16 protein-coding genes and 1 pseudogene are annotated in these 18,968 nt (G+C 62.4%); 11 read left to right on the plus strand and 6 right to left on the minus strand.

Annotation, left to right across the window (positions count from 1 at the left end):
* The first annotated feature begins 86 nt into the window (after positions 1 to 86).
* The 6 genes from PspS04_RS02125 to PspS04_RS02150 all read left to right on the plus strand — a co-directional run bounded on the left by PspS04_RS02125 (position 87) and on the right by PspS04_RS02150 (position 7,521).
* Entirely contained in the window at positions 87 to 1,844 is a 1,758-nt protein-coding gene (locus tag PspS04_RS02125) for a carbamoyltransferase family protein (protein ID WP_095169632.1), read from the plus strand.
* Entirely contained in the window at positions 1,828 to 2,958 is a 1,131-nt protein-coding gene (locus tag PspS04_RS02130; protein ID WP_159993358.1) for a glycosyltransferase, read from the plus strand. The genes PspS04_RS02125 and PspS04_RS02130 overlap by 17 nt, the downstream gene beginning before the upstream one ends.
* Complete coding sequence (locus tag PspS04_RS02135) at positions 2,958 to 3,854, plus strand: antimicrobial resistance protein Mig-14 (RefSeq protein WP_159993360.1); 897 nt, start codon at positions 2,958 to 2,960, stop codon at positions 3,852 to 3,854. Before PspS04_RS02130 ends, PspS04_RS02135 begins: the two co-directional genes overlap by 1 nt.
* Before the next feature lie 8 nt (positions 3,855 to 3,862).
* Positions 3,863 to 5,266, plus strand: coding sequence for a PIG-L deacetylase family protein (locus tag PspS04_RS02140; protein ID WP_159993362.1), 1,404 nt, complete (start codon positions 3,863 to 3,865; stop codon positions 5,264 to 5,266).
* Between the two features lie 85 nt (positions 5,267 to 5,351).
* Positions 5,352 to 6,308, plus strand: a complete 957-nt coding sequence (locus tag PspS04_RS02145) for a glycosyltransferase family protein (RefSeq protein WP_159993364.1) — start codon at positions 5,352 to 5,354, stop codon at positions 6,306 to 6,308.
* Between the two features lie 109 nt (positions 6,309 to 6,417).
* Entirely contained in the window at positions 6,418 to 7,521 is a 1,104-nt protein-coding gene (locus PspS04_RS02150; RefSeq protein WP_159993366.1) for a glycosyltransferase, read from the plus strand.
* Here the strand turns inward: PspS04_RS02150 and PspS04_RS02155 are convergent.
* Positions 7,507 to 8,112 (minus strand): toluene tolerance protein, encoded by a 606-nt coding sequence (locus PspS04_RS02155; RefSeq protein ID WP_159993376.1) that lies wholly within the window; start codon positions 8,110 to 8,112, stop codon positions 7,507 to 7,509. The genes PspS04_RS02150 and PspS04_RS02155 overlap by 15 nt on opposite strands.
* 109 nt (positions 8,113 to 8,221) lie before the next feature.
* Between PspS04_RS02155 and PspS04_RS02160 the strand changes: the two genes are divergently transcribed.
* The 3 genes from PspS04_RS02160 to hldE all read left to right on the plus strand — a co-directional run bounded on the left by PspS04_RS02160 (position 8,222) and on the right by hldE (position 12,806).
* The gene (locus PspS04_RS02160) at positions 8,222 to 9,394 is read left to right on the plus strand and encodes an O-antigen ligase family protein (protein ID WP_159993378.1); all 1,173 of its coding nucleotides are present in this window, start codon (positions 8,222 to 8,224) and stop codon (positions 9,392 to 9,394) included.
* Between the two features lie 15 nt (positions 9,395 to 9,409).
* The gene (msbA, locus tag PspS04_RS02165) at positions 9,410 to 11,218 is read left to right on the plus strand and encodes a lipid A export permease/ATP-binding protein MsbA (protein ID WP_095169624.1); all 1,809 of its coding nucleotides are present in this window, start codon (positions 9,410 to 9,412) and stop codon (positions 11,216 to 11,218) included.
* A gap of 163 nt (positions 11,219 to 11,381) precedes the next feature.
* Positions 11,382 to 12,806 (plus strand): bifunctional D-glycero-beta-D-manno-heptose-7-phosphate kinase/D-glycero-beta-D-manno-heptose 1-phosphate adenylyltransferase HldE, encoded by a 1,425-nt coding sequence (gene hldE, locus PspS04_RS02170; RefSeq protein ID WP_159993380.1) that lies wholly within the window; start codon positions 11,382 to 11,384, stop codon positions 12,804 to 12,806.
* A gap of 44 nt (positions 12,807 to 12,850) precedes the next feature.
* Here the strand turns inward: hldE and PspS04_RS02175 are convergent, their stop codons facing one another.
* The 4 genes from PspS04_RS02175 to PspS04_RS02190 all read right to left on the minus strand — a co-directional run bounded on the left by PspS04_RS02175 (position 12,851) and on the right by PspS04_RS02190 (position 16,253).
* The gene (locus PspS04_RS02175) at positions 12,851 to 13,816 is read right to left on the minus strand and encodes a metal ABC transporter ATPase (RefSeq protein WP_095169622.1); all 966 of its coding nucleotides are present in this window, start codon (positions 13,814 to 13,816) and stop codon (positions 12,851 to 12,853) included.
* Positions 13,817 to 13,859: 43 nt separating this feature from the next.
* Positions 13,860 to 14,672 (minus strand): aldo/keto reductase, encoded by an 813-nt coding sequence (locus PspS04_RS02180; protein ID WP_095169621.1) that lies wholly within the window; start codon positions 14,670 to 14,672, stop codon positions 13,860 to 13,862.
* The gene (locus PspS04_RS02185; protein ID WP_159993382.1) at positions 14,669 to 15,844 is read right to left on the minus strand and encodes an NAD(P)/FAD-dependent oxidoreductase; all 1,176 of its coding nucleotides are present in this window, start codon (positions 15,842 to 15,844) and stop codon (positions 14,669 to 14,671) included. The genes PspS04_RS02180 and PspS04_RS02185 overlap by 4 nt, the downstream gene beginning before the upstream one ends.
* A gap of 76 nt (positions 15,845 to 15,920) precedes the next feature.
* Positions 15,921 to 16,253 carry a DMT family transporter gene (locus tag PspS04_RS02190; protein WP_015093202.1) on the minus strand — a complete coding sequence of 111 codons (333 nt, stop codon included), beginning with the start codon at positions 16,251 to 16,253 and terminating at the stop codon, positions 15,921 to 15,923.
* 103 nt (positions 16,254 to 16,356) lie between these two features.
* Here PspS04_RS02190 and PspS04_RS02195 point away from each other — a divergent pair, with 103 nt between their 5' ends.
* Both PspS04_RS02195 and waaA read left to right on the plus strand, forming a co-directional pair.
* Positions 16,357 to 17,247 (plus strand): LysR family transcriptional regulator, encoded by an 891-nt coding sequence (locus PspS04_RS02195; protein ID WP_095169633.1) that lies wholly within the window; start codon positions 16,357 to 16,359, stop codon positions 17,245 to 17,247.
* 23 nt (positions 17,248 to 17,270) lie between these two features.
* On the plus strand, positions 17,271 to 18,548 hold the full coding sequence (gene waaA, locus PspS04_RS02200; RefSeq protein ID WP_159993384.1) for a lipid IV(A) 3-deoxy-D-manno-octulosonic acid transferase: 1,278 nt from the start codon (positions 17,271 to 17,273) through the stop codon (positions 18,546 to 18,548).
* A gap of 122 nt (positions 18,549 to 18,670) precedes the next feature.
* On the opposite strand, the pseudogene PspS04_RS02205 reads toward waaA, so the two are convergent.
* Positions 18,671 to 18,925 (minus strand): annotated as a pseudogene (locus PspS04_RS02205) (channel protein TolC); the annotation flags it as partial.
* Between the last annotated feature and the right edge of the window lie 43 nt (positions 18,926 to 18,968).

The following is an 18,968-nucleotide window of genomic DNA, read 5'->3' on the forward strand; positions in this document are numbered from 1 at the left end:
CCTTTAGCTGTTTCTCGCCTTGGTGCGGGGACACATTATTTCCAGGCGCACGTCGCCTGCATGCAGACTAAAGAGGCTAGACCCCTGTGGCATTGACGATTCTTGGCCTGTCCGGCGCCCTTAGCCATGATCCTTCCGCAGCGCTGTACATCGACGGCAAGCTGGTCGCGGCTGCTGAAGAAGAGCGCTTCGTACGCGATAAACATGCAAAGAACCGCATGCCTTACGAATCGGCGAAGTTCTGCTTGGAACAGGCCGGTATCAAACCTTCAGACGTTGACGTAGTCGCGATCCCGTTCGCCCCGATCAGCCTGTTCGGCAAGGCCCGCTGGCAGTACGCCAAGCGTTACTGGTACGCCCCGGATCGCGCACTTGACGCGATCCTGATGGGCAACCGTCGCTACAAGCGCTATCGCAACAAGATCGTCTGGTGCCTGGAGCAACTGGGCTTCGATCCGAAGAAAATCAAGATCGAGCCGGTCGAGCACCACTTGGCCCACGCCTCCAGCGCTTATCACTGCTCCGGTTTCAAAGAGAAAACCGCGATCCTGGGTATCGACGGCAAGGGCGAGTACGCCACGACCTTCTTCGGTTACGGCGAAAACGGCAAGATTCACAAGATCAAGGAATTCTTCGATCCGGACTCCCTCGGCGGCCTGTATGGCGCGATCACCGAGTTTCTCGGCTTCGACATGCTCGACGGTGAGTTCAAGGTCATGGGCATGGCGCCGTACGGTGACGCCAGCAAATACGATTTCTCGCGCCTGGCTTCGTTCGAAAACGGCGAGTTGGTGATCAACACCGACTACGCCAACGTCATCGGCCTGCGTCGTTATAAAGAGAAGGGCAAGGGTTACTACTTCTCGCCGAAGCTGATCGAGTGGCTGGGTCCCAAGCGCGAAGGTGACATCGCCGACGAGCCTTACATCCACTACGCCGCCAGCATTCAAGCGCTGTTCGAAAAAATTTCGCTGCAGATGATCGATCACTACCTGGGCGACGTGCTCAAGGAAACCGGCAAGCTGGCCTATGCCGGTGGCTGTGCGTTGAACGTCAAGCTGAACCAGAAAATCATTGCTCGCGACGACGTCAAAGAGCTGTTTGTGCAGCCTGCATCCGGCGATGCCGGTACCGCAGTTGGCGCTGCTGCCTACGTGTCCCACGCCCGTGGCGTACCGGTCGAGAAGATGGAACACGTCTACCTCGGCCCCTCGTACAGCAACGAAGACGTGATCGCCGCGTGTGCCCGTCACCCGAGCAAGCCTGCTTGGCGCAAGCTTGAGAACATGCCGGAAAACATCGCCAAGATCATGGTCGATGGCAACCCGGTAGCCTGGTTCCAGGGGCGCATGGAGTTCGGTCCGCGTGCCCTTGGTGGTCGTTCGATCATCGGTTGCCCGAGCGCCGTTGGCGTGGCTGACCGGATCAACCACCAGATCAAGTTCCGCGAGCGCTGGAGGCCTTTCTGCCCGTCGATGCTCGACACCGTGGCGCCGCAGATGATCAAGATCGATCACCCGGCCCCCTTCATGACCTTCACCTTCGAAGTGGCTGAAGAGTGGAAGACCCGCGTGCCGGAAGTCGTCCATGAAGACGGCACCTCCCGAGCCCAGGTGCTCAAGCGTGAGTACAACCCACGCTACTACGACATGATGAAAGCCCTGGAAGTGCTGACCGGCAACGGTGTGTCGCTCAATACCTCGCTCAACCGTCGTGGCGAACCGATGATCTGCTCGCCGACCGACGCGCTGAACATGTTCTTCGGTTCCGATCTACAGTATTTGATCATGGAAGACATTCTCGTGGTCAAAGACGGCGCGGACGCTTATGACACGCTCGGCTGAGCGCCATGTCCTGCAGTTCTGTCACGGCTATGACGGGCCGTTCCTGGACTGCGCCCGGCAGTACGCCAGCCTGTTTGCGGGCTCCGGTTATCGTGTGACCACGGTGTTCCTCACCGGGGTGGCCGATGCCGAAGTCGCAGCCGGCTGCGCGTCTGACGAAGTGCTGTTCATGGAATACAGCTCCAAGGCCATTCGTGGCCTGAAGCTGGGCGCGATTGCCGATCTGCGCAAGATCGCCCAGTCGCGCCAGTTCAGTTTCTGTATCGCCCACCGGTTCAAGCCGATCTACATCGCCTTGCTCGCCACGGCGCTGCCGGTGATTGGCGTGCACCACGCCTTTGGTGACTACCAGCGGCGTACGCGCAAGCTGTTTGCGCAGATTTTCCGCAAGCGTCTGAGCCTGCTCGGGGTCTCTGACGCGGTGCGCGACGACATGCGCCGCTGCCTGCCGAAATGGCCGGCAGCACGCATTCAAACGCTCTACAACCGTATCGATGTCGACGCCTTGCAGGCCAGCCAGCTGTCCTTCGCCCAGGCGCGGGAAGAGTTGGGCCTGTCGCCGGATGCCTGGGTGGTCGGCAACGTTGGCCGCCTGCACCCGGACAAGGACCAGGCCACGCTGCTCCACGGCTTTGCCCAGGCTTTGCCAGGCTTGCCGGTCGATAGCCAACTGGCGATTCTCGGCACCGGCCGCCTGGAGCAGGACCTCAAGGAACTGGCCCGCGAACTGGGGATCGGCGATCGCGTGTTGTTCCTCGGCCAAGTGCCTGAAGCGCGTCGCTACTTCCGCGCTTTTGATGTGTTTGCCTTGAGCTCCGACCATGAACCTTTTGGCATGGTGCTACTCGAAGCCATGGCGGCCGGCGTGCCGTTGTTGGCCACGGCGTGTGGCGGGGCCAAGGAAGTGGTCGAAGGCGTCGGTATCCTGTTTCCTCTGGGCGACGCCGAGCACCTGGCGCAAGGGCTGCAACACCTGGCCCGGATGGACCAGCGGGAGCGCCAGTTGTGCGCCGAGCTGATGCTTGAGCGCCTGCGCCAGCAATTTTCCGATCGCGCGGTACGCGAGGCGTTCTGGCGTCTGCCGCCTGTCATTGATCTGACGACGAGGGCTTGATGCTCAACCGATTCCAAGGCTGGCGCGAACGCGGCTGGTCCGTTGTCGACGCGTCGACCTATTGCGACGCCTGGCAACGTTGGGGGGGCAGCGTCGCGACTCACCCGCTGGTGGTCGAGCGCCTGGCTGACCTGGCCGGTATTCCCGTACGTTACCTGGCCTGGGAGCAGGGCGGCGAGCTGCAGGCGGCGATCCCGACCTGGGGCCGCGACCTGGCCTTGTCCAAGGATGTGCTCAAGCGTCATGGCAAGAAAGGTCTGTTTGACCTCGGCAATGCCGAGTTGATTCTGCCGGCCGCCCCCGATGCCCAGGCCGTGCTGCGCCATCGTGCCCGCTACTTGTCGGCGCTCAATGAAGGTCGTTTCACCGGCCTCAGGCTGCAAGCCGAGCAATTGGCGATGGCACGCACACCCGAAGAACTGTCGAAGAAATTTCGCTACAACCAGCGCCGTGAACTGCGCTTGCTGGAAGAAGCGGGCGGCGTGGTGCGGCCGGTCAGCGAGTTTTCCAGCAGCGAACTGGCCGCTATCTACTGCGATCTGTTCCAGCGCCGCTGGGGTTTCCCAGCCACGGGTGCGGCGCGCATGAGCGAGGTGCTGGAGTTGCTGCGCGAGTTGTTGATCGGTTCGGTGATCTTCCTCAACGATGCGCCGATTGCGATCCAGCTGGTGTACCGGGTGCAAGCGCCGCAGTGGATCAGCGTCGAGTACATCAATGGCGGGGTCGACCCCGAGACCCGTGAGTTCAGCCCCGGTAGCGTGCTGAGCTTTCTCAACACACAAAGTGCCTGGGAGCAGGCGCGGGCAGTCGACAAGCCGTTGCGCTTTTCGTTTGGTCGCGCAGATCGTGAATACAAGGACCGTTGGTGCAACCCCGTGCCCGTCTTCACTGTATGAGCCAGCCCATGAGTCGCAAGCAGCAACTGCTCAAGCGTCATCGACGCAACAAACGCATCGGCCTGTTGATCACTCTGGTGCTGTTGGTCGGCATCGGCGTGCTGCTGGCCTGGTGGGTGCCGCTGGTGCTGGCGGTGCTGGCCTGGGTCGCCCACGAGGCCTGGTTCGCCGACCATTTGTTCTATTCGCCCAAGGACGATTACGTCTACAGCTTCCCGCCGTACACCCCGCAGCCCAAGGTTCGCCTGGACGGGGACCGGCTGTTGCTGGATGAGGGCGTGATCCTGGCGGACGACACCACGCTGGTCCTGGCCGTGCAGGTCAAGAGCACCTGGCTGGGGCGCTTTTTCGACCCGGTGGTCGAGCTGGCTGGCGGTGATCAGCCGGATCGGCAAGTCTTCGAACGCGGGGTCAGTGGCCTGCGTTACCTCAACCTCAGTGGCCAGGCGCAGGTTCTGTCTGCCGGTCAGTTGCGCTTGCGTGGGCATTTCTGCCGGCTGGCCGGGGAGCCGCTGCTGTGGTCGATCGAACAACCGGACTACCGCCAGCAGCGGGTCATGGTGATTGCGCCCCATGCCGATGATGCCGAACTCGCCGCATTCGGCCTGTACAGCCAGGCTGCCGAGACCTGGATCGTTACCCTGACGGCCGGTGAAATCGAAGCCGAACATTATCAGGCGATGGGCCTGGACAAGGTCCAGGCATCGCGGCTCAAGGGCCGTCTGCGCGCCTGGGACAGTATTACGGTGCCCCGTTGGGCCGGTGTGCCCGAGGCGCACTGCGTGCAGTTGGGGTATTTCTGCCTGCAGTTGCCTGCCATGCAGGCGGCACCGCAACAGCCGGTGGCCTCCCGCGAGGCCGAACTGGGCGATATCCGCGCCTTCCGCCGGTTCAACCCGTTTACCTTGCCGGGCGACCTCGACGGCCGCCCGACCTGGAACAATCTGCTGGCCGATCTGCGCGAAGTCCTGCTCAAGGCGCGCCCTGAGGTGATCGTGCTGCCCCACAGCTCGCTCGATCCCCACCCTGACCACATCTGTGCCCAGCAAGCGGTGCTGGAGGCGTTGCAGGGGCTTGAGTGGCAGCCCTCGGTACTGCTCGGCTACGCTAATCACCTGCACGACAACGATCGCTGGCCCATGGGCGACTCCGGTGCCGGGATTGCCTTGCCGCCGGTGTTCGACGGGTCGCAGGTGCTGCAGCCGTATTGCCTGAGCCTGTCGCTCGAACAGCAGCGGGACAAGGCCATGGCGCTGGGCATGATGCATGACCTGCAGCCCCGCGCACCGTTCAAGCGGCGCTTGCGCCGTGGCTTGCAGCGCTGGCTGGCAGGGCGTCGGGGTTCGCCCTATGGCGAAAACGAGTTTTTCCGCAAGGCAGTGCGTCGCCACGAGCTGTTCTGGCGTTTGTAATTATGTATTGCGGGACATCTTTCTACTGAGATCGTGGGTTAATCTCTGCACTTTTTTTGGGCTGGCGGGCACTGCAAGGAAAACGATGAAGGTTCTATTTCTGGTGCAGAAAGAACAGCGGGCGATTCTCGACCGCTTGTATGAAGGCGTGGCCGATCATTGCGAATGCGACCTGCGGTGGCTCAGCAGTGACGAGCAGCGCAACCTGCGCCGCTACTTCCGTCGTGAAGTGGATGTGACGCGTTATGAGCGCATCGTGTTTTTCCTGCGGTTCAAGCAGGAAATCCGCCAGGCGAGTTTTATCCGCACCATCCCCAACCTGGTGATCCTCGAGCACGACGCCTACCAGAACTACATTCCTTGCAAATACACCGGCAAGTTCAGTGCGCACTACCGCCGCCTGCCGTGGGCACGGGTCATCAGTTCCGGCTTCGTGGTCGCCGAGCGCTTGCGCCAGGAGGGCTTCGACGCGGTGTTCGTGCCCAAGGGCTATGACCAGAGCCTGTTGCAGGATCAGGGCCGGGAGCGCGATATCGAGCTGGCCTTCGTCGGCAGTACCAACAGCGTTGCCTACAGTGGGCGCAAGGCATTGCTCGACGAGTTGGCCAGTGTCGAACCGCTGGTGGTGACTCGCACCAAGTCCGGTGACGAGTATCGCGATACGCTCAACCGGATCCGCTTTTTCGTCAGTGCCGATGTCGGCATGGGCGAGTTCATGATCAAGAATTTCGAAGCCATGGCCTGCGGCTGCGTGCTCCTGGCCTTCGACCAGGGCGAGGCCGAGAGCCGTGCGCTGGGCCTGCAGGACATGCACAACATCGTGTTCTATCGTGACATTGCACAGTTGCAGGAAAAGCTTGCGCTGCTGCGTGCCGATACTGGGCTGGCAGCCAGCATTGCCCGCAATGGCCGGGACCTGGCCGTCAGCCAGTTCAGTTTTGCGCGGGTCGGCCAGCGGATCGTCGAAGAGCTCCAGCCCCCGCTAAGACCGCGCGCGGCCTTGAGCCTGGTCGAACGAATTCGCCTGAAGTTGGGTATTTGACCGGGTATTCCAAGCGTTTGAGAGCATTTGAAACTATAACTGGCAATGACCAGGCACTGTTGGGGTCCAACAGTGCCTCAAGCCGATGTGGAAAAGGGTGCCCCGCTCGATGAGTATCCTCAATGTCATGTGGTCCGGTGGCTCAGCCTTTGCCTCCATCCACAAGGTTCATCGGCAGATTCTGAGCCAGGTGGATCCGACCATCACGGTCAATACCTGGCTGCTGTGCGGCGATAAGCAAGGCTGTGCCGCCGATATCGGGCAAACCCGGGAGTGGCACTTGTCCTCCAGCCGGCTCAAGGGCAAACACGTCTGGAAACTGCTGCAGGGCAGGATGCGCGCGCACTTCCACCGCGCCCTCAAGGACACGGATACACAAGTGGTGTTGCTCGATGGCCTGGGCACTGCCCGCGCCTTGTTGCCGGTCCTGGAAAAACTGCCGTCGCTGCGTGCGGTGGTGCTGTTTCACGGGGAAACCCGGATCAGGGCCGCCGACCGTCAGTTGTTGGCGGGGTTCGATTCCTCCCGGTTGACCCTGGCGGCGGTTTCCCAAACTCTCGCTGAGTCATTGGCCAGCGCTCTGCATTTGCCGGTCGTCACGTTGCGCAGTGCGCTTGACCCCGTCGACTTTCGCTCCCGCCTGCTGTCTCGCGAACAGGCCCGAACCCGTCTGCACCTGCCCACCGATGACACTCCGGTGGTGGGCGCAGTGGGGCGTCTGGTGGGTAACAAGGGATTTGCCTGCTTGATTGAGGCGTTTGCCATGGCGCTGATCGAGCGTCCGCGCCTGCACCTGGTGATTGTCGGTGAAGGTCATGCACGCGCCGCCCTGCAGGAGCGGATCAACCAGCTCGGCCTGCAGGGGAGTGTCTCGCTGCCTGGGCACCTGGACGATGTGGCAAGGCTGTACCGAGCATTCGACTGGGTGGCGATCCCGTCGCTGGAAGAGGGCCTGGGCCTGATTCTGCAGGAGGCGGTACTGGCCGGTGTGCCGGTATTGAGCAGCGAGCTTGCGGTGTTCCGCGAGCAGTTGGCAGAGGCGGGGTGGTACGCCGCGACAGAAGACACTCAAGCCTGGAGCGAGGCGCTGATCAAGACGTTCAGCGTCGCTCCCGAGCAGATTGCCCAGGCTCAATCGGCGGTACTGTGCCCGGACCGCGGGTGGCTGGAATTCAGCCAGGCAGCCCGGACCCTGTTGTCATGCCGGCAGTAGGGATCGCTCGAGAGTGTGCATTGGAAAGCTCTCGTTCAGCTTCTCGCGCTCAATATAGCGCGCGAAGTGTTGCAGGTTGCGCTTGACTAGATGCGGTGGCAGCGGCCCGCGGGTGAAGCGCATGTCGGCGACATCAATCAGGCCATACTGATTGTCGGGCGTCACCACGATGTTGCCCAGGTGCAGCGAGCGGAAGTAGACCCCGGCGCTGTGCAGCTGGCGAATGAACAGGGTCAATGCGGGCAAGGCCTGTTGCCAGTCGAAGCCTGCCTTGGCTGCAATCTGGCGCAAGGTTTCGCCAGGCAAGGGGCGGTAGAGGACTGCCGTCATGCCGGGCGTTTCCAGTTGATGGAATTTCAGCGTCTGCAGGGTCGGGATGCCGAGTTCTTCGAGCTGGGCGGCGTTCTCGATAAAGCGTTTCGAGTACGGGCGAAACAGGGCCGACGAGAGCAGTCGCTTGCGCCGGAACAGCTTGAGAATGTTGCCGTCCGGCAAAAGGAATACTTTCGGGCCGAAGCTGTCGGCTTCTAGTACTCTGGCGCCTTCAACCATTTGAGTTAAAGCGGCGTGTGGAAGCCGGAAGCATTGCATGTAGGAAGCCTTGTAGAAAAATGGGGCGTATGTGCGATCAATGATGCCGAAAAGTTGTTGTTTTCACCATGCCGTGTTGGCACTTGGATTTTTCAGCGGGAGCGGGTAGATGCAGGAAACGCGTTGGGCGCAGGTTTGGATGGCGACAGGTCTTCTATGGTTTTTGCTCGCTATCGCGTTCGCTCCAACCAACAAGATTTACCAGCAAGGGTTGGTCGCGTTTCTCTGGTTGCCGACCCTGTTTCTGGCCTGGTCGGCACGGGCTCGACTGGCTGAGTTGTGGCAAGCGCAGCGGGTGCTGTGCCTGGCGGTCCTGGCGCTGGGAGCCTGGGCGTTGCTGACCCTGCTCTGGACCCAGGATCCCGAACCTTCGCGCGGGGCCAAGCGCGCGCTGTACGTCATCGTCTTCCTGCTGTTTTTCCCGGTACTTGCCAATACCCGCCCCGAGCGGGTGATTCGCATCATGCAGTGGGGCGGCCTGGGGCTGGCCTTGACGGCGGTGCTGGCGGCCATCAAGTTCTACCTGGTCGACGATAACCTGTGGACCGCGCGCCTGGTTGGCCTGGGCCAGTTGGCTCATCCGATCCTGGGTGGTTATGTGCTGGGCCTGGCAGCTGTCTGGCTGGCGCACTGGATTCCGCAGGAGCGCTGGAAACAGGCGGTCTGGGTGGTGGCGCTGGCATTCCTGTGCGGGTTTGTCGTGCTGTCCCAGAGCCGGGGAGCGGCACTGGCCCTGTTGCTGACGTTCGTCAGCATGCCGATCTGGAGTCGCGACCGCCACAGCCGTCTGATCGCCGTCGGCGCACTGACGATGGCGATGTTCGCATTCTGGCTGCTGGAGCCTTTGGTGATGGCCAGGGGCGCCTCATTCCGCCCGCAAATCCTGATGGCCAGCCTGGACATGATTGCCCAGCACCCGTGGCGTGGCCTGGGCCTGGGTTCGGCCTACTCGGTGTTTACCGAAGGCCATGAGTTCGATCACGCCCACAACCTGTTTACCCACATCACCATCGAATTGGGGCTGCCCGGGCTGCTGCTCTGGTGCGTGGTCTGGTTTGCCGTGCTGCGCGAGGCGTGGCGGGCACGTGATACGGTGTACGGCCGTGGCATCATCGGGATCTGGATGTTCTCGTTCCTGGCCATGCAATTCGACGCGGCGAGCATCAGTGGCACCCCGCGTGCCGAGTGGTTCATCAGTTGGTTGCCGGTGGGCCTGGCCAGCGTTTTGGTATGGACACAGGCCAAGTTCCAAGCCTGTGATAAAATTCCGCGTTCTACCTAAGAAGTGAGCTCTACGATGAGTGCAGCACCGCCCAATGCGGAACAGGATTCAAGCCTGAAAATCTATTTTCGACTGCTGGGGTATGTAAAACCCTACGTAGGCATTTTCCTGTTGAGTATCCTGGGCTTTGTGATATTTGCCTCCACTCAACCGATGCTGGCCGGGATTCTCAAGTACTTCGTCGATGGCTTGAGCAACCCCGAAGCCGTGCTCTTCCCCAATGTGCCGTTCCTCCAGGACCTGCAGTTGCTGGTGGCCGTGCCCCTGCTGATCATTCTGATCGCGGCGTGGCAGGGACTGGGTTCGTTCCTGAGTAACTACTACCTGGCCAAGGTTTCCCTGGGCCTGGTGCATGACCTGCGGGTGGAGCTGTTCAACAAGCTGCTGGTATTGCCTAACCGCTATTTTGATACCCATAACTCCGGGCATCTGATTTCCCGCATTACCTTCAACGTGACCATGGTCACCGGGGCGGCGACCGACGCCATCAAGGTGGTGATTCGTGAAGGCCTGACAGTGATTTTCCTGTTTGCCTACCTGTTGTGGATGAACTGGAAACTGACCCTGGTGATGCTGGCGATCCTGCCGATCATTTCCTTCATGGTCGGCAACACCAGCAAGAAATTCCGCAAGCAGAGCAAAAAAATCCAGGTGGCCATGGGGGACGTGACCCATGTCGCTTCCGAAACCATTCAAGGCTATCGCGTGGTCCGCAGCTTCGGTGGCGAAAGCTACGAAGAGCAGCGTTTTGCCCGGGCCAGCCAAAGCAATACCGACAAGCAGCTGCGCATGACCCGCACCAGCGCCATCTACACCCCGGCGCTGCAGTTGGTGATCTATACCGCCATGGCCTCGCTGATGTTCCTGGTGCTGTTCCTGCGCGGTGATGCCACCGCCGGTGATCTGGTGGCCTACATCACCGCTGCCGGTTTGTTGCCCAAGCCAATCCGCCAGCTGTCTGAAGTCAGCTCGACCATCCAGAAGGGTGTCGCCGGTGCTGAAAGCATCTTCGAGCAACTGGACGTCGAGCCGGAAGTCGACAGCGGCACAGTCGAGCGCGAGCGCATCAGCGGTCGCCTGGATGTGCACAACCTGAGCTTCACCTACCCGGGTACCGATCGGGAAGTATTGAAAAACATCAGCTTCAGCGCAGCCCCCGGGCAGATGATCGCGCTGGTGGGGCGTTCGGGCAGCGGCAAATCGACACTGGCTAGCCTGATTCCACGTTTCTACCATCACGAAAGCGGCAAGATCCTGCTCGATGAGGTCGAGATCGAAGACTATCGCCTGCGTAACCTGCGCAAGCACGTGTCCCAGGTCACTCAGCATGTGACCTTGTTCAACGATACGGTCGCCAACAACATTGCCTATGGCGACCTGGCCGGCGCGCCTCGCGAGGACATCGAGAAGGCCGCTGAAGACGCCTATGCCATGGACTTCATTTCCCAGTTGCCGCAGGGCCTGGACACTGAGGTCGGGGAAAACGGCGTGCTGCTGTCAGGTGGTCAGCGCCAGCGCCTGGCCATTGCCCGCGCCCTGTTGAAGAACGCGCCATTGCTGATCCTCGATGAGGCGACTTCCGCCCTCGATACCGAGTCCGAGCGCCATATTCAGGCAGCCCTGGATAAAGTCATGAAGGGCCGCACCACCCTAGTGATTGCCCACCGGTTGTCGACCATCGAGAAAGCCGACCTGATCCTCGTCATGGATCACGGCGAAATCGTTGAACGCGGTACCCACACCCAGTTGCTGGCCCAGGGCGGGTACTATTCGCGCCTGCACGCCATGGGCCTAGATGAGCCGACTCCGGCCGGTATTGCCTGATAACGACAGAGGGGTGAGCCTGGCTCACCCCTCTATTTGTCTGAATTGTTTAAAAAATAAACAATTTCACAGTCTGCATCACAGCCGATGAAGCTCTCGAACTAGCCAGCGTTCACCCTGTGCTAATATCGCGCCCCTGTTCATTTTGTATGTGGGTTGCACCATGAAGTTGTCCATGCCGCGATTCGATCAAGCCCCTGTCTTGGTGGTCGGCGATGTCATGCTCGACCGTTATTGGCATGGTGGTACCTCACGGATTTCTCCTGAGGCACCGGTGCCGGTGGTCAAGGTCGAGCAAATCGAAGACCGCCCGGGCGGTGCCGCTAACGTTGCGTTGAACATTGCTGCGCTCGGCGCGCCAGCGTCCCTGGTCGGCGTGACCGGTGACGACGAAGCTGCCGACAGCCTGACCAACAGCCTCAAGGGCGCTGGCGTGCGGGCGTTGTTCCAGCGCATCGCCCACCAGCCGACCATCGTCAAGCTGCGGGTCATGAGTCGTCACCAGCAACTGCTGCGTATCGATTTCGAGGAACCCTTCGCCACCGACGCCCTGGCGCTCGGCACCGAGGTCGATAATCTGCTCGAAGGCATCAAGGTGCTGGTGCTGTCCGACTACGGCAAGGGCGCCTTGAAGAACCACCAGGTGCTGATCCAGGCGGCTCGTGCCCGTGGCATTCCGGTGCTGGCCGACCCCAAGGGCAAGGACTTCTCGATCTATCGCGGCGCCAGCCTGATCACCCCTAACCTCAGCGAGTTCGAAACCATTGTCGGCGGTTGCGTCGATGAGCACGACCTGGTGAGCAAGGGTGCCAAGCTGATGCACGACCTGGATCTCGGCGCGTTGCTGGTGACCCGTGGCGAGCACGGCATGACCTTGTTGCGTCCCGATCATCCGGCGCTGCACCTACCGGCGCGTGCCCGCGAAGTGTTCGACGTGACCGGTGCCGGCGATACGGTGATTTCGACCCTGGCGGCGGCGATCGCGGCTGGCGAAGAACTACCCCACGCAGTGGCACTGGCCAATCTGGCGGCGGGCATTGTGGTCGGCAAGCTGGGTACGGCGGCCATCAGTGCTCCGGAATTGCGTCGGGCGATTCAGCGTGAAGAAGGCTCGGAGCGCGGCGTACTGGGGCTCGAGCAACTGTTGCTGGCCGTCGACGATGCGCGTGCGCACAACGAGTCGATCGTCTTTACCAACGGTTGCTTCGATATTCTCCATGCGGGTCACGTGACCTACCTGGAGCAGGCGCGGGCCCAGGGCGATCGCTTGATCGTCGCGGTCAACGACGACGCTTCGGTGAGCCGCTTGAAAGGCCCTGGCCGACCGATCAACAGCGTTGATCGGCGGATGGCCGTACTGGCGGGCCTGGGCGCGGTGGACTGGGTGATCAGCTTCCCTGAAGGCACCCCGGAAAACCTGCTGACCCAAGTCAAGCCGGACGTGCTGGTCAAGGGTGGCGACTACGGGATCGACCAGGTCGTCGGCGCCGATATTGTCAGCGCCTATGGCGGCACGGTGAAGGTGTTGGGGCTGGTGGAAAACAGCTCGACTACCGCGATCGTCGAGAAGATCCGCAAGACCGAGTAAGGCTGAGCCGGTGCGAGGGCTTGCTCCCTCGCCACCGCCCGCGTTTAGCGGGTCGCCTTGCGCGGCACGATTTTCTTCAGCAGTTGCCTGGCCTTGCCGGTCAGGCGGCTCAAGCCTGACGGCTTGCCTGGCTGGCTCAAGCCTTGTTGCTTGAGCCAGTCCTTCCATTTGATTCGTTCATCGCGTACCAGCCAGCCTTCCTGCCGGGCAAAACTCTCGGCCAGGTACAGACCGCGCGTGCTCGCCGGGTACAACTGATCCTTTTTCAGGGTGTAGAGCTCGGGCAGCGGCTGACCATCCTTGAGGGGCATCAGGTACAGGTCCGGGCGCTTGCGGTCCAGGCGGGCGACCAGTTGATCGCCTTCCAGGCGCTCGTCGACATGGAACAGGCTCAGGGACTTGGCTTCCTTGGGCACATCCAGGCGCAAATCGTAAATCAGTTGCAGCGACGCCGTGGGCAGGTGCACGTAGGCCCGTGGGCGCTCGATCAATTGCAGGTTGGCGCAGCGCACCGGGCGTGCCGCGCCCGACTCCGGGGTCAGGCGAAACGGCATGGCTTCGCGGTAATGCAGGGCGGTGGCATAGGGCGCTGGCAGCCAGGTGTCGTTGAACCGACCGCCGAGCCAGCCTTCCGGGGTTTCCAGCAGGCATTCTTCGGCGATCTCCTGAATCGCCGTGTGCAGCGGCAGATTCAGCTCGTGGGCCGGAACGTAACCGGAAATCAGCTTGAGCACCACATCGCCACGGTCCTGGCGGCGTTGGCGCACCAACACCCAATAGTCGCGATTCTGCCAATGCAGGGTCAGGCGCACTGACACGCCGAGGTTGGCCAGCTCCAGGGCAAAGTGTTCGGCATTGGCCACCGTGACCGGGCGTCGACGTTGCAGGGTCTGGGAGAAGTTGAGCGGCATCCCGACGCTCTGGTAGCTCAGGCCTTCGGGAGTCGCTTCGACGTATAACGGCAGGGTCTTGAAGTTGCTGGGGTTCTTTCTTATGAGCGTGCGCGGCATGTCGGCTCCTTCTTGCGTCGGGGTCGGCCGCCTCGGCGGCGGTTCAACGACTGGCTAGGACTTGAGCAACGGTCGCCACATTGTGGGCGAGGTGCAGCGGATTGATGGTCCCGACAATAGCACTGGCAACCCCGGGTTGGGCAAACAACAACTCGAAGCTGGCACGTACCGGGTCCACCCCCGGACTCAGGCACACGTGACCGCTGGCCAGGGCTTTTTTGACCAGGATCGCTTTGCCGTGTGCAGCAGCGTAGTCGATCACCGGCCGCTCGGCCTGTTCGTTGAGATTGTACGTGACCATGGCGCAATCGCCCTGTTCCAGAGCCTTCAGGCCGCCTTCGACGGTTTTTCCGGAGAAGCCGAAACCGCGAATCTTGCCCTCGGCCTTGAGCGCGGCGAGGGTCTGGTAGACCTCACTGTCGTTGAGGATCGCCAGGTCGTTGCCGTCCGAGTGCACCAGCACCAGGTCAATAAAATCCGTTTCCAGACGTTGCAGGCTGCGCTCGATCGAGAAACGGGTATGGGCGGCACTGAAATCGTGGCGCGACTGGCCGTCGGCGAACTCTTCACCGACCTTGCTGACAATCACCCAGTCTTCGCGCTGGCCACGCAGCAGCGGGCCGAGGCGTTCTTCGCTGCGGCCATAGGCGGGGGCGGTGTCGATCAGGTTGATGCCCAGGTCGCGGGTCAGCTTGAGCAGCATGCGCGCTTCGTCGTCGTCGGGGATCTGGAAACCGTTGGGGTACTTCACCCCTTGATCGCGACCCAGCTTGACGGTGCCCAGGCCCAGTGGCGAAACCCGCAGGCCGGTGCTGCCCAGCGGGCGGTGCAAGTCGTGCAGAGTGGCCTGGCTCATGGCAGCAGTTGCTCCCAGGCCGGTACCGCCATGGGTGGTTTCGGCAGGTCGGGCAAGGGCGCCGGGTGGCTCGGCTGGATGCCGTCGCGCTGCAGGGCAGCGAGCACCCGGTCAGCAAAGTCCGGGGCCAGTGCCAGCTTGGTTGGCCAGCCCACCAGCAGGCGGTCCTGCTCGGCGAGGAAGGCGTTGTCGGGACGGCTCAGGCCCGACTGCTGCGGCTCGGCGCGATCGACGCGCAAGGTTGCCCACTGCGCCTGGCTGAGGTCGATCCAGGGCAGCAGTTGCCCGAGTTCTTTTTGCGCGGCGGCGATTTGCGCAGCGGGTTCGCGTGCTACACCTTCGGCTTCCGCAATATCACCGCCCAGGTACCAGACCCATTGGCCATCGGCCGCCGGATGGGTGGTGACGGTGATGCGCGGTTTTGGCCCACCGCCCAGGCAATGGGCGTACAGCGGCTTGAGGCTCGGGCCCTTGACCAGGATCATGTGCAGCGGCCGGCATTGCATGGCCGGCTGGCTGAGGCCCAGGGCGGCGAGCAGGTCGGCATTGCCGGCGCCGGCGCTGAGGACGATGCGTTGCGCGCGGATCTCCCGCTCGTCGACCCGCAGGCCGACCAACTGACCGTCTTCCAGCAACGGTTCGATCTGCTGTGCAGCCAGCAGGCCATCACCGGCCAGTTGCGCCAGGCGGCTGATCAGGCTGGGGACATCGACAACCAACTCGGCCAGGCGATAGACCTTGCCCTTGAAGCGTTTGTCTTGCAGGGCTGGCGGCAATTGCTCGCCCTTGACCTGGTCGACCCGTCCACGCACGGCCTTGCTGGCGAAGAAACTCGTGAGGTTGCCGGCCAGGGTGCCGGGGGACCACAGGTAATGGGCTTCGGAGAGCAGGCGCACGCCGGACAGGTCCAGCTCGCCGTCACCGGCCAGGGCCTCGCGCCAGCGCCGCGGCATGTCGGCGATGGCTTCCGAGGCGCCTGTCAGGGCGCCATGCAGCGCGTACTTGGCGCCGCCATGGATGATTCCCTGGGATTTGACGCTCTGCCCACCGCCGAGGCTGGCGCTTTCCACCAGCACGGTGGCAAACCCCTGGCGGCGCAGGCGTGCATTCAGCCAGAGCCCGGCAACCCCAGCGCCGACAATCAGTACGTCGGTGGAAATAACGGATGGCATGCGGCGACCTCAGTGTTCAAGACTAGGGGCGCAGTATACAGATTCATGCCGAGCGCTATGTAGCGGCTGCCGTGGGTCAGTGCCCGGCGGTTTTCGAGAACAGCTGGATCACCACCACCCCGAGCACGATCAGCGCCATGCCCAGCATGGCCGGAACATCGAGCTTCTGCCCGTAGATGAACAGCGCGGCGACGCTGACCATCACGATGCCCATGCCGGCCCACACTGCATACGCCACGCCGACGGGAACGCTGCGCACCACCAGGGTCAACATCCAGAAGGCGATGCCATAGCCGACGATCACCAGCACCAGTGGCAGGGGCGTGCTGAAACCTTTGACCGCTTTCATCGAAACAGTGGCAATCACTTCGGCACAGATGGCGATGGCCAGGTAGTAGTAAGCGGTCATGGGTCAATCCTCGTATGAAGTGTTGCTTTCTGAGGTCGGCATTCTAGTGATTCCTTAGATGCGGTAAAGTCATTACCTATCTGATTTGAAGATGGGTTACAGCATGAGTATTCAGTGGAACCTGGAGCAGATGCAGTTGTTCGTCAGCGTCGCCGAGCAGCGCTCGTTTTCTGCCGTGGCCCGCGACCAGCGCAAGGCGCAGTCGGCTGTCAGCAGTTCGATAGCACTGCTGGAGGCGGACCTGGGTGTCAGCCTGTTCGAGCGTAGCAGCGGCCGCCAGCCGCGGCTGACCGAGGCCGGCAGCGCCTTGCTGGAAGAGGCGCGGGAAGTGTTGCGCCAGTGCGAGCGCCTCAATGGCCGGGCGCAGGCCTTGATGCGTGGCCAGGAGGCGCGCCTGCGCCTGGCCCAGGACGAGGCGATGCCCTATCAGCCGGTGCTCGACAGCCTGGAGGCGCTGGCTGAGCAATTCCCCAGCCTGGAGGTGCAACTGGCCAGTGCCGCCCAGGGCGATGTCGCGCGCAAGCTGGTCCAGCGTCAGGCCGACTTGGGCCTGCTGTTTTATCACGAGCAGATCCCTGAAGCGCTGGAGCGGCGGGTGTTGGGTAGTGTCGAGATGGTCACCGTGTGTGGCGTGGGGCATCCGCTGGCGGCGGGCGGCCAGGTCAATTGCCAGCAAATGGCCCAGCATCGGCAACTGTTGATGGCCACCCATTCGAGTGTCTACCCCGGCAGTGAACAGGCCAGTCCTCAGGTCTGGCGCGCCGACAGCTTCTACGTGCTGGCGGAATGGCTGATGCGTGGCCTGGGCTGGGGCTGGTTGCCCCGGCACGTGGTGCAGTACCCCGCCTATCAGGGGCAGATGGTCGAACTGCTCAGCGAGTGGACGCCGCCGGCGCTGGTGGTGGAGCTGGTCTGGCGCCGCGATGAGACGCTGGGGCCGGCGGCGCGGTGGCTGGCCGAACGTTTTGCCGTGCAGTTGCAGGCGATTGGCTGAAAAAGTCGATAAACTCCGGCCCCATGAACAGAACCCTCTATACCGCATTGTTTTACCTGGGGCTGCCATTGGTGGCGATTCGACTGTGGCTGCGCTCGCGCAAGGCGCCGGCCTACGCCAAGCGTATCGGCGAGCGATTTTCCATCGGCCTGCCACCGATGGCGCCCGGCGGAATCTGGGTGCACGCGGTGTCGGTGGGCGAGAGCATCGCCGCGGCGCCGATGATTCGTGCGCTGCTGGAACGTTATCCACAGCTGCCGATTACCGTCACCTGCATGACGCCGACCGGCTCGGAGCGAATCCAGGCGTTGTTCGCCAATCAACCGCGGATCCAGCACTGCTACCTGCCGTACGACTTGCCTTGTGCCGCCGCGCGTTTTCTCGACCGGGTCCAGCCCAAGCTGGCGGTGATCATGGAAACCGAGTTGTGGCCCAACCATATTCACCAATGCGCCAAGCGCGCGATTCCCGTGGCGCTGGCCAACGCCCGGCTCTCCGAACGCTCGGCCAAGGGCTACGGGCGTTTTCGCCAACTGACGCAGCCGATGCTCGCCGAAATGAGCCTGTTCGCTGTGCAGACCAATGCCGAAGCCGAGCGCTTCCGGGCGCTAGGGGCGCGGGCGGAAACGGTCGAGGTAACGGGTTCGATCAAGTTCGACCTGAGCATCGACCCGACCTTGCTGCAACGCGCCAGCGATCTGCGTGAGCAATGGCAGGCGAGCCAGCGACCGGTGTGGATCGCCGCGAGCACCCATGAGGGTGAGGACGAGGTAGTGCTGGCGGCTCATCGGCAGTTGCTCGCCAGCCACCCGGACGCGTTGCTGATTCTGGTGCCGCGTCACCCGGAACGCTTCAACTCGGTGTTCGAGCTGTGCCAGCAGCAGGGTTTCAACACGGTCCGGCGCTCCAGCGGCGCGCCGGTCAGCGCCGATACCGCGGTGCTGCTCGGCGACACCATGGGCGAACTGTTGTTTCTCTATGCCCTGGCGGACAGTGCGTTTGTCGGCGGCAGCCTGGTGCCGAACGGCGGGCATAACCTGCTGGAGCCGGCGGCATTGGCCAAGCCGGTACTCAGTGGCCCGCACCTGTTCAACTTCCTCGAGATCGCGGCGTTGATGCGCAATGCCAAGGCCCTGCAAGAGGTGGAGGACGCCCACGGGCTGGCGGTGGCGGTGCAGCGCCTGTTCGAACTGCCACGCGATGCGCAGCAAATGGCCGAGGCGGGATTGACCGTGATGCGCGCCAACCAGGGCGCGTTGCAGCGCTTGCTGGATGGGTTGGGGCGGTTGCTCAAGGGTTGATCAATTCACACAACCTGTGGGAGCGAGCCTGCTCGCGATGGCAGCTGCACATTGAAGACCAGTGTTGACTGATCTACCGCTATCGCGAGCAAGCTCGCTCCTACAAGGGTTTGAGTGTCAGCTCAAGGTCGGGCTTTCAACTGCTCGGCCGCAGCCTTGGCCAGGTCCGGTGGCAGGAAGTCCTTGTCCGGGTTGTAGTCGGCCTTGAGGTAGCGTTTGAGGTCTTGCAGGTCGCCCGGGCTCAGGGTGCCGGCCGCCTGTTTCAGGCGCAGGTTGTCGAGGATGTAGTCGTAGCGGCTGTTGTTGTAGTTGCGCACCGAGGTGTACAGCTGGCGCTGGGCATCCGATACGTCGACGATGTTTCGCGTGCCCACCCGCTCCAGATCACTGCCCCTCTCGTTCGCTGACGCAACTTTCTGA

It is taken from the genome of Pseudomonas sp. S04, assembly GCF_009834545.1.
Lineage (GTDB): Bacteria > Pseudomonadota > Gammaproteobacteria > Pseudomonadales > Pseudomonadaceae > Aquipseudomonas.

What these genes read in the sequence shown, in the direction of transcription:
- PspS04_RS02130 (WP_159993358.1), top strand. Translation starts at nt 1,828, where the DNA reads ATGACACGCTCGGCTGAGCGCCATGTCCTGCAGTTCTGTCACGGCTAT.
- PspS04_RS02135 (WP_159993360.1), top strand. Translation starts at nt 2,958, where the DNA reads ATGCTCAACCGATTCCAAGGCTGGCGCGAACGCGGCTGGTCCGTTGTC.
- PspS04_RS02140 (WP_159993362.1), top strand. Translation starts at nt 3,863, where the DNA reads ATGAGTCGCAAGCAGCAACTGCTCAAGCGTCATCGACGCAACAAACGC.
- PspS04_RS02145 (WP_159993364.1), top strand. Translation starts at nt 5,352, where the DNA reads ATGAAGGTTCTATTTCTGGTGCAGAAAGAACAGCGGGCGATTCTCGAC.
- PspS04_RS02150 (WP_159993366.1), top strand. Translation starts at nt 6,418, where the DNA reads ATGAGTATCCTCAATGTCATGTGGTCCGGTGGCTCAGCCTTTGCCTCC.
- PspS04_RS02155 (WP_159993376.1), bottom strand. Translation starts at nt 8,112, where the DNA reads ATGCAATGCTTCCGGCTTCCACACGCCGCTTTAACTCAAATGGTTGAA.
- PspS04_RS02160 (WP_159993378.1), top strand. Translation starts at nt 8,222, where the DNA reads ATGCAGGAAACGCGTTGGGCGCAGGTTTGGATGGCGACAGGTCTTCTA.
- msbA (WP_095169624.1), top strand. Translation starts at nt 9,410, where the DNA reads ATGAGTGCAGCACCGCCCAATGCGGAACAGGATTCAAGCCTGAAAATC.
- hldE (WP_159993380.1), top strand. Translation starts at nt 11,382, where the DNA reads ATGAAGTTGTCCATGCCGCGATTCGATCAAGCCCCTGTCTTGGTGGTC.
- PspS04_RS02175 (WP_095169622.1), bottom strand. Translation starts at nt 13,816, where the DNA reads ATGCCGCGCACGCTCATAAGAAAGAACCCCAGCAACTTCAAGACCCTG.
- PspS04_RS02180 (WP_095169621.1), bottom strand. Translation starts at nt 14,672, where the DNA reads ATGAGCCAGGCCACTCTGCACGACTTGCACCGCCCGCTGGGCAGCACC.
- PspS04_RS02185 (WP_159993382.1), bottom strand. Translation starts at nt 15,844, where the DNA reads ATGCCATCCGTTATTTCCACCGACGTACTGATTGTCGGCGCTGGGGTT.
- PspS04_RS02190 (WP_015093202.1), bottom strand. Translation starts at nt 16,253, where the DNA reads ATGACCGCTTACTACTACCTGGCCATCGCCATCTGTGCCGAAGTGATT.
- PspS04_RS02195 (WP_095169633.1), top strand. Translation starts at nt 16,357, where the DNA reads ATGAGTATTCAGTGGAACCTGGAGCAGATGCAGTTGTTCGTCAGCGTC.
- waaA (WP_159993384.1), top strand. Translation starts at nt 17,271, where the DNA reads ATGAACAGAACCCTCTATACCGCATTGTTTTACCTGGGGCTGCCATTG.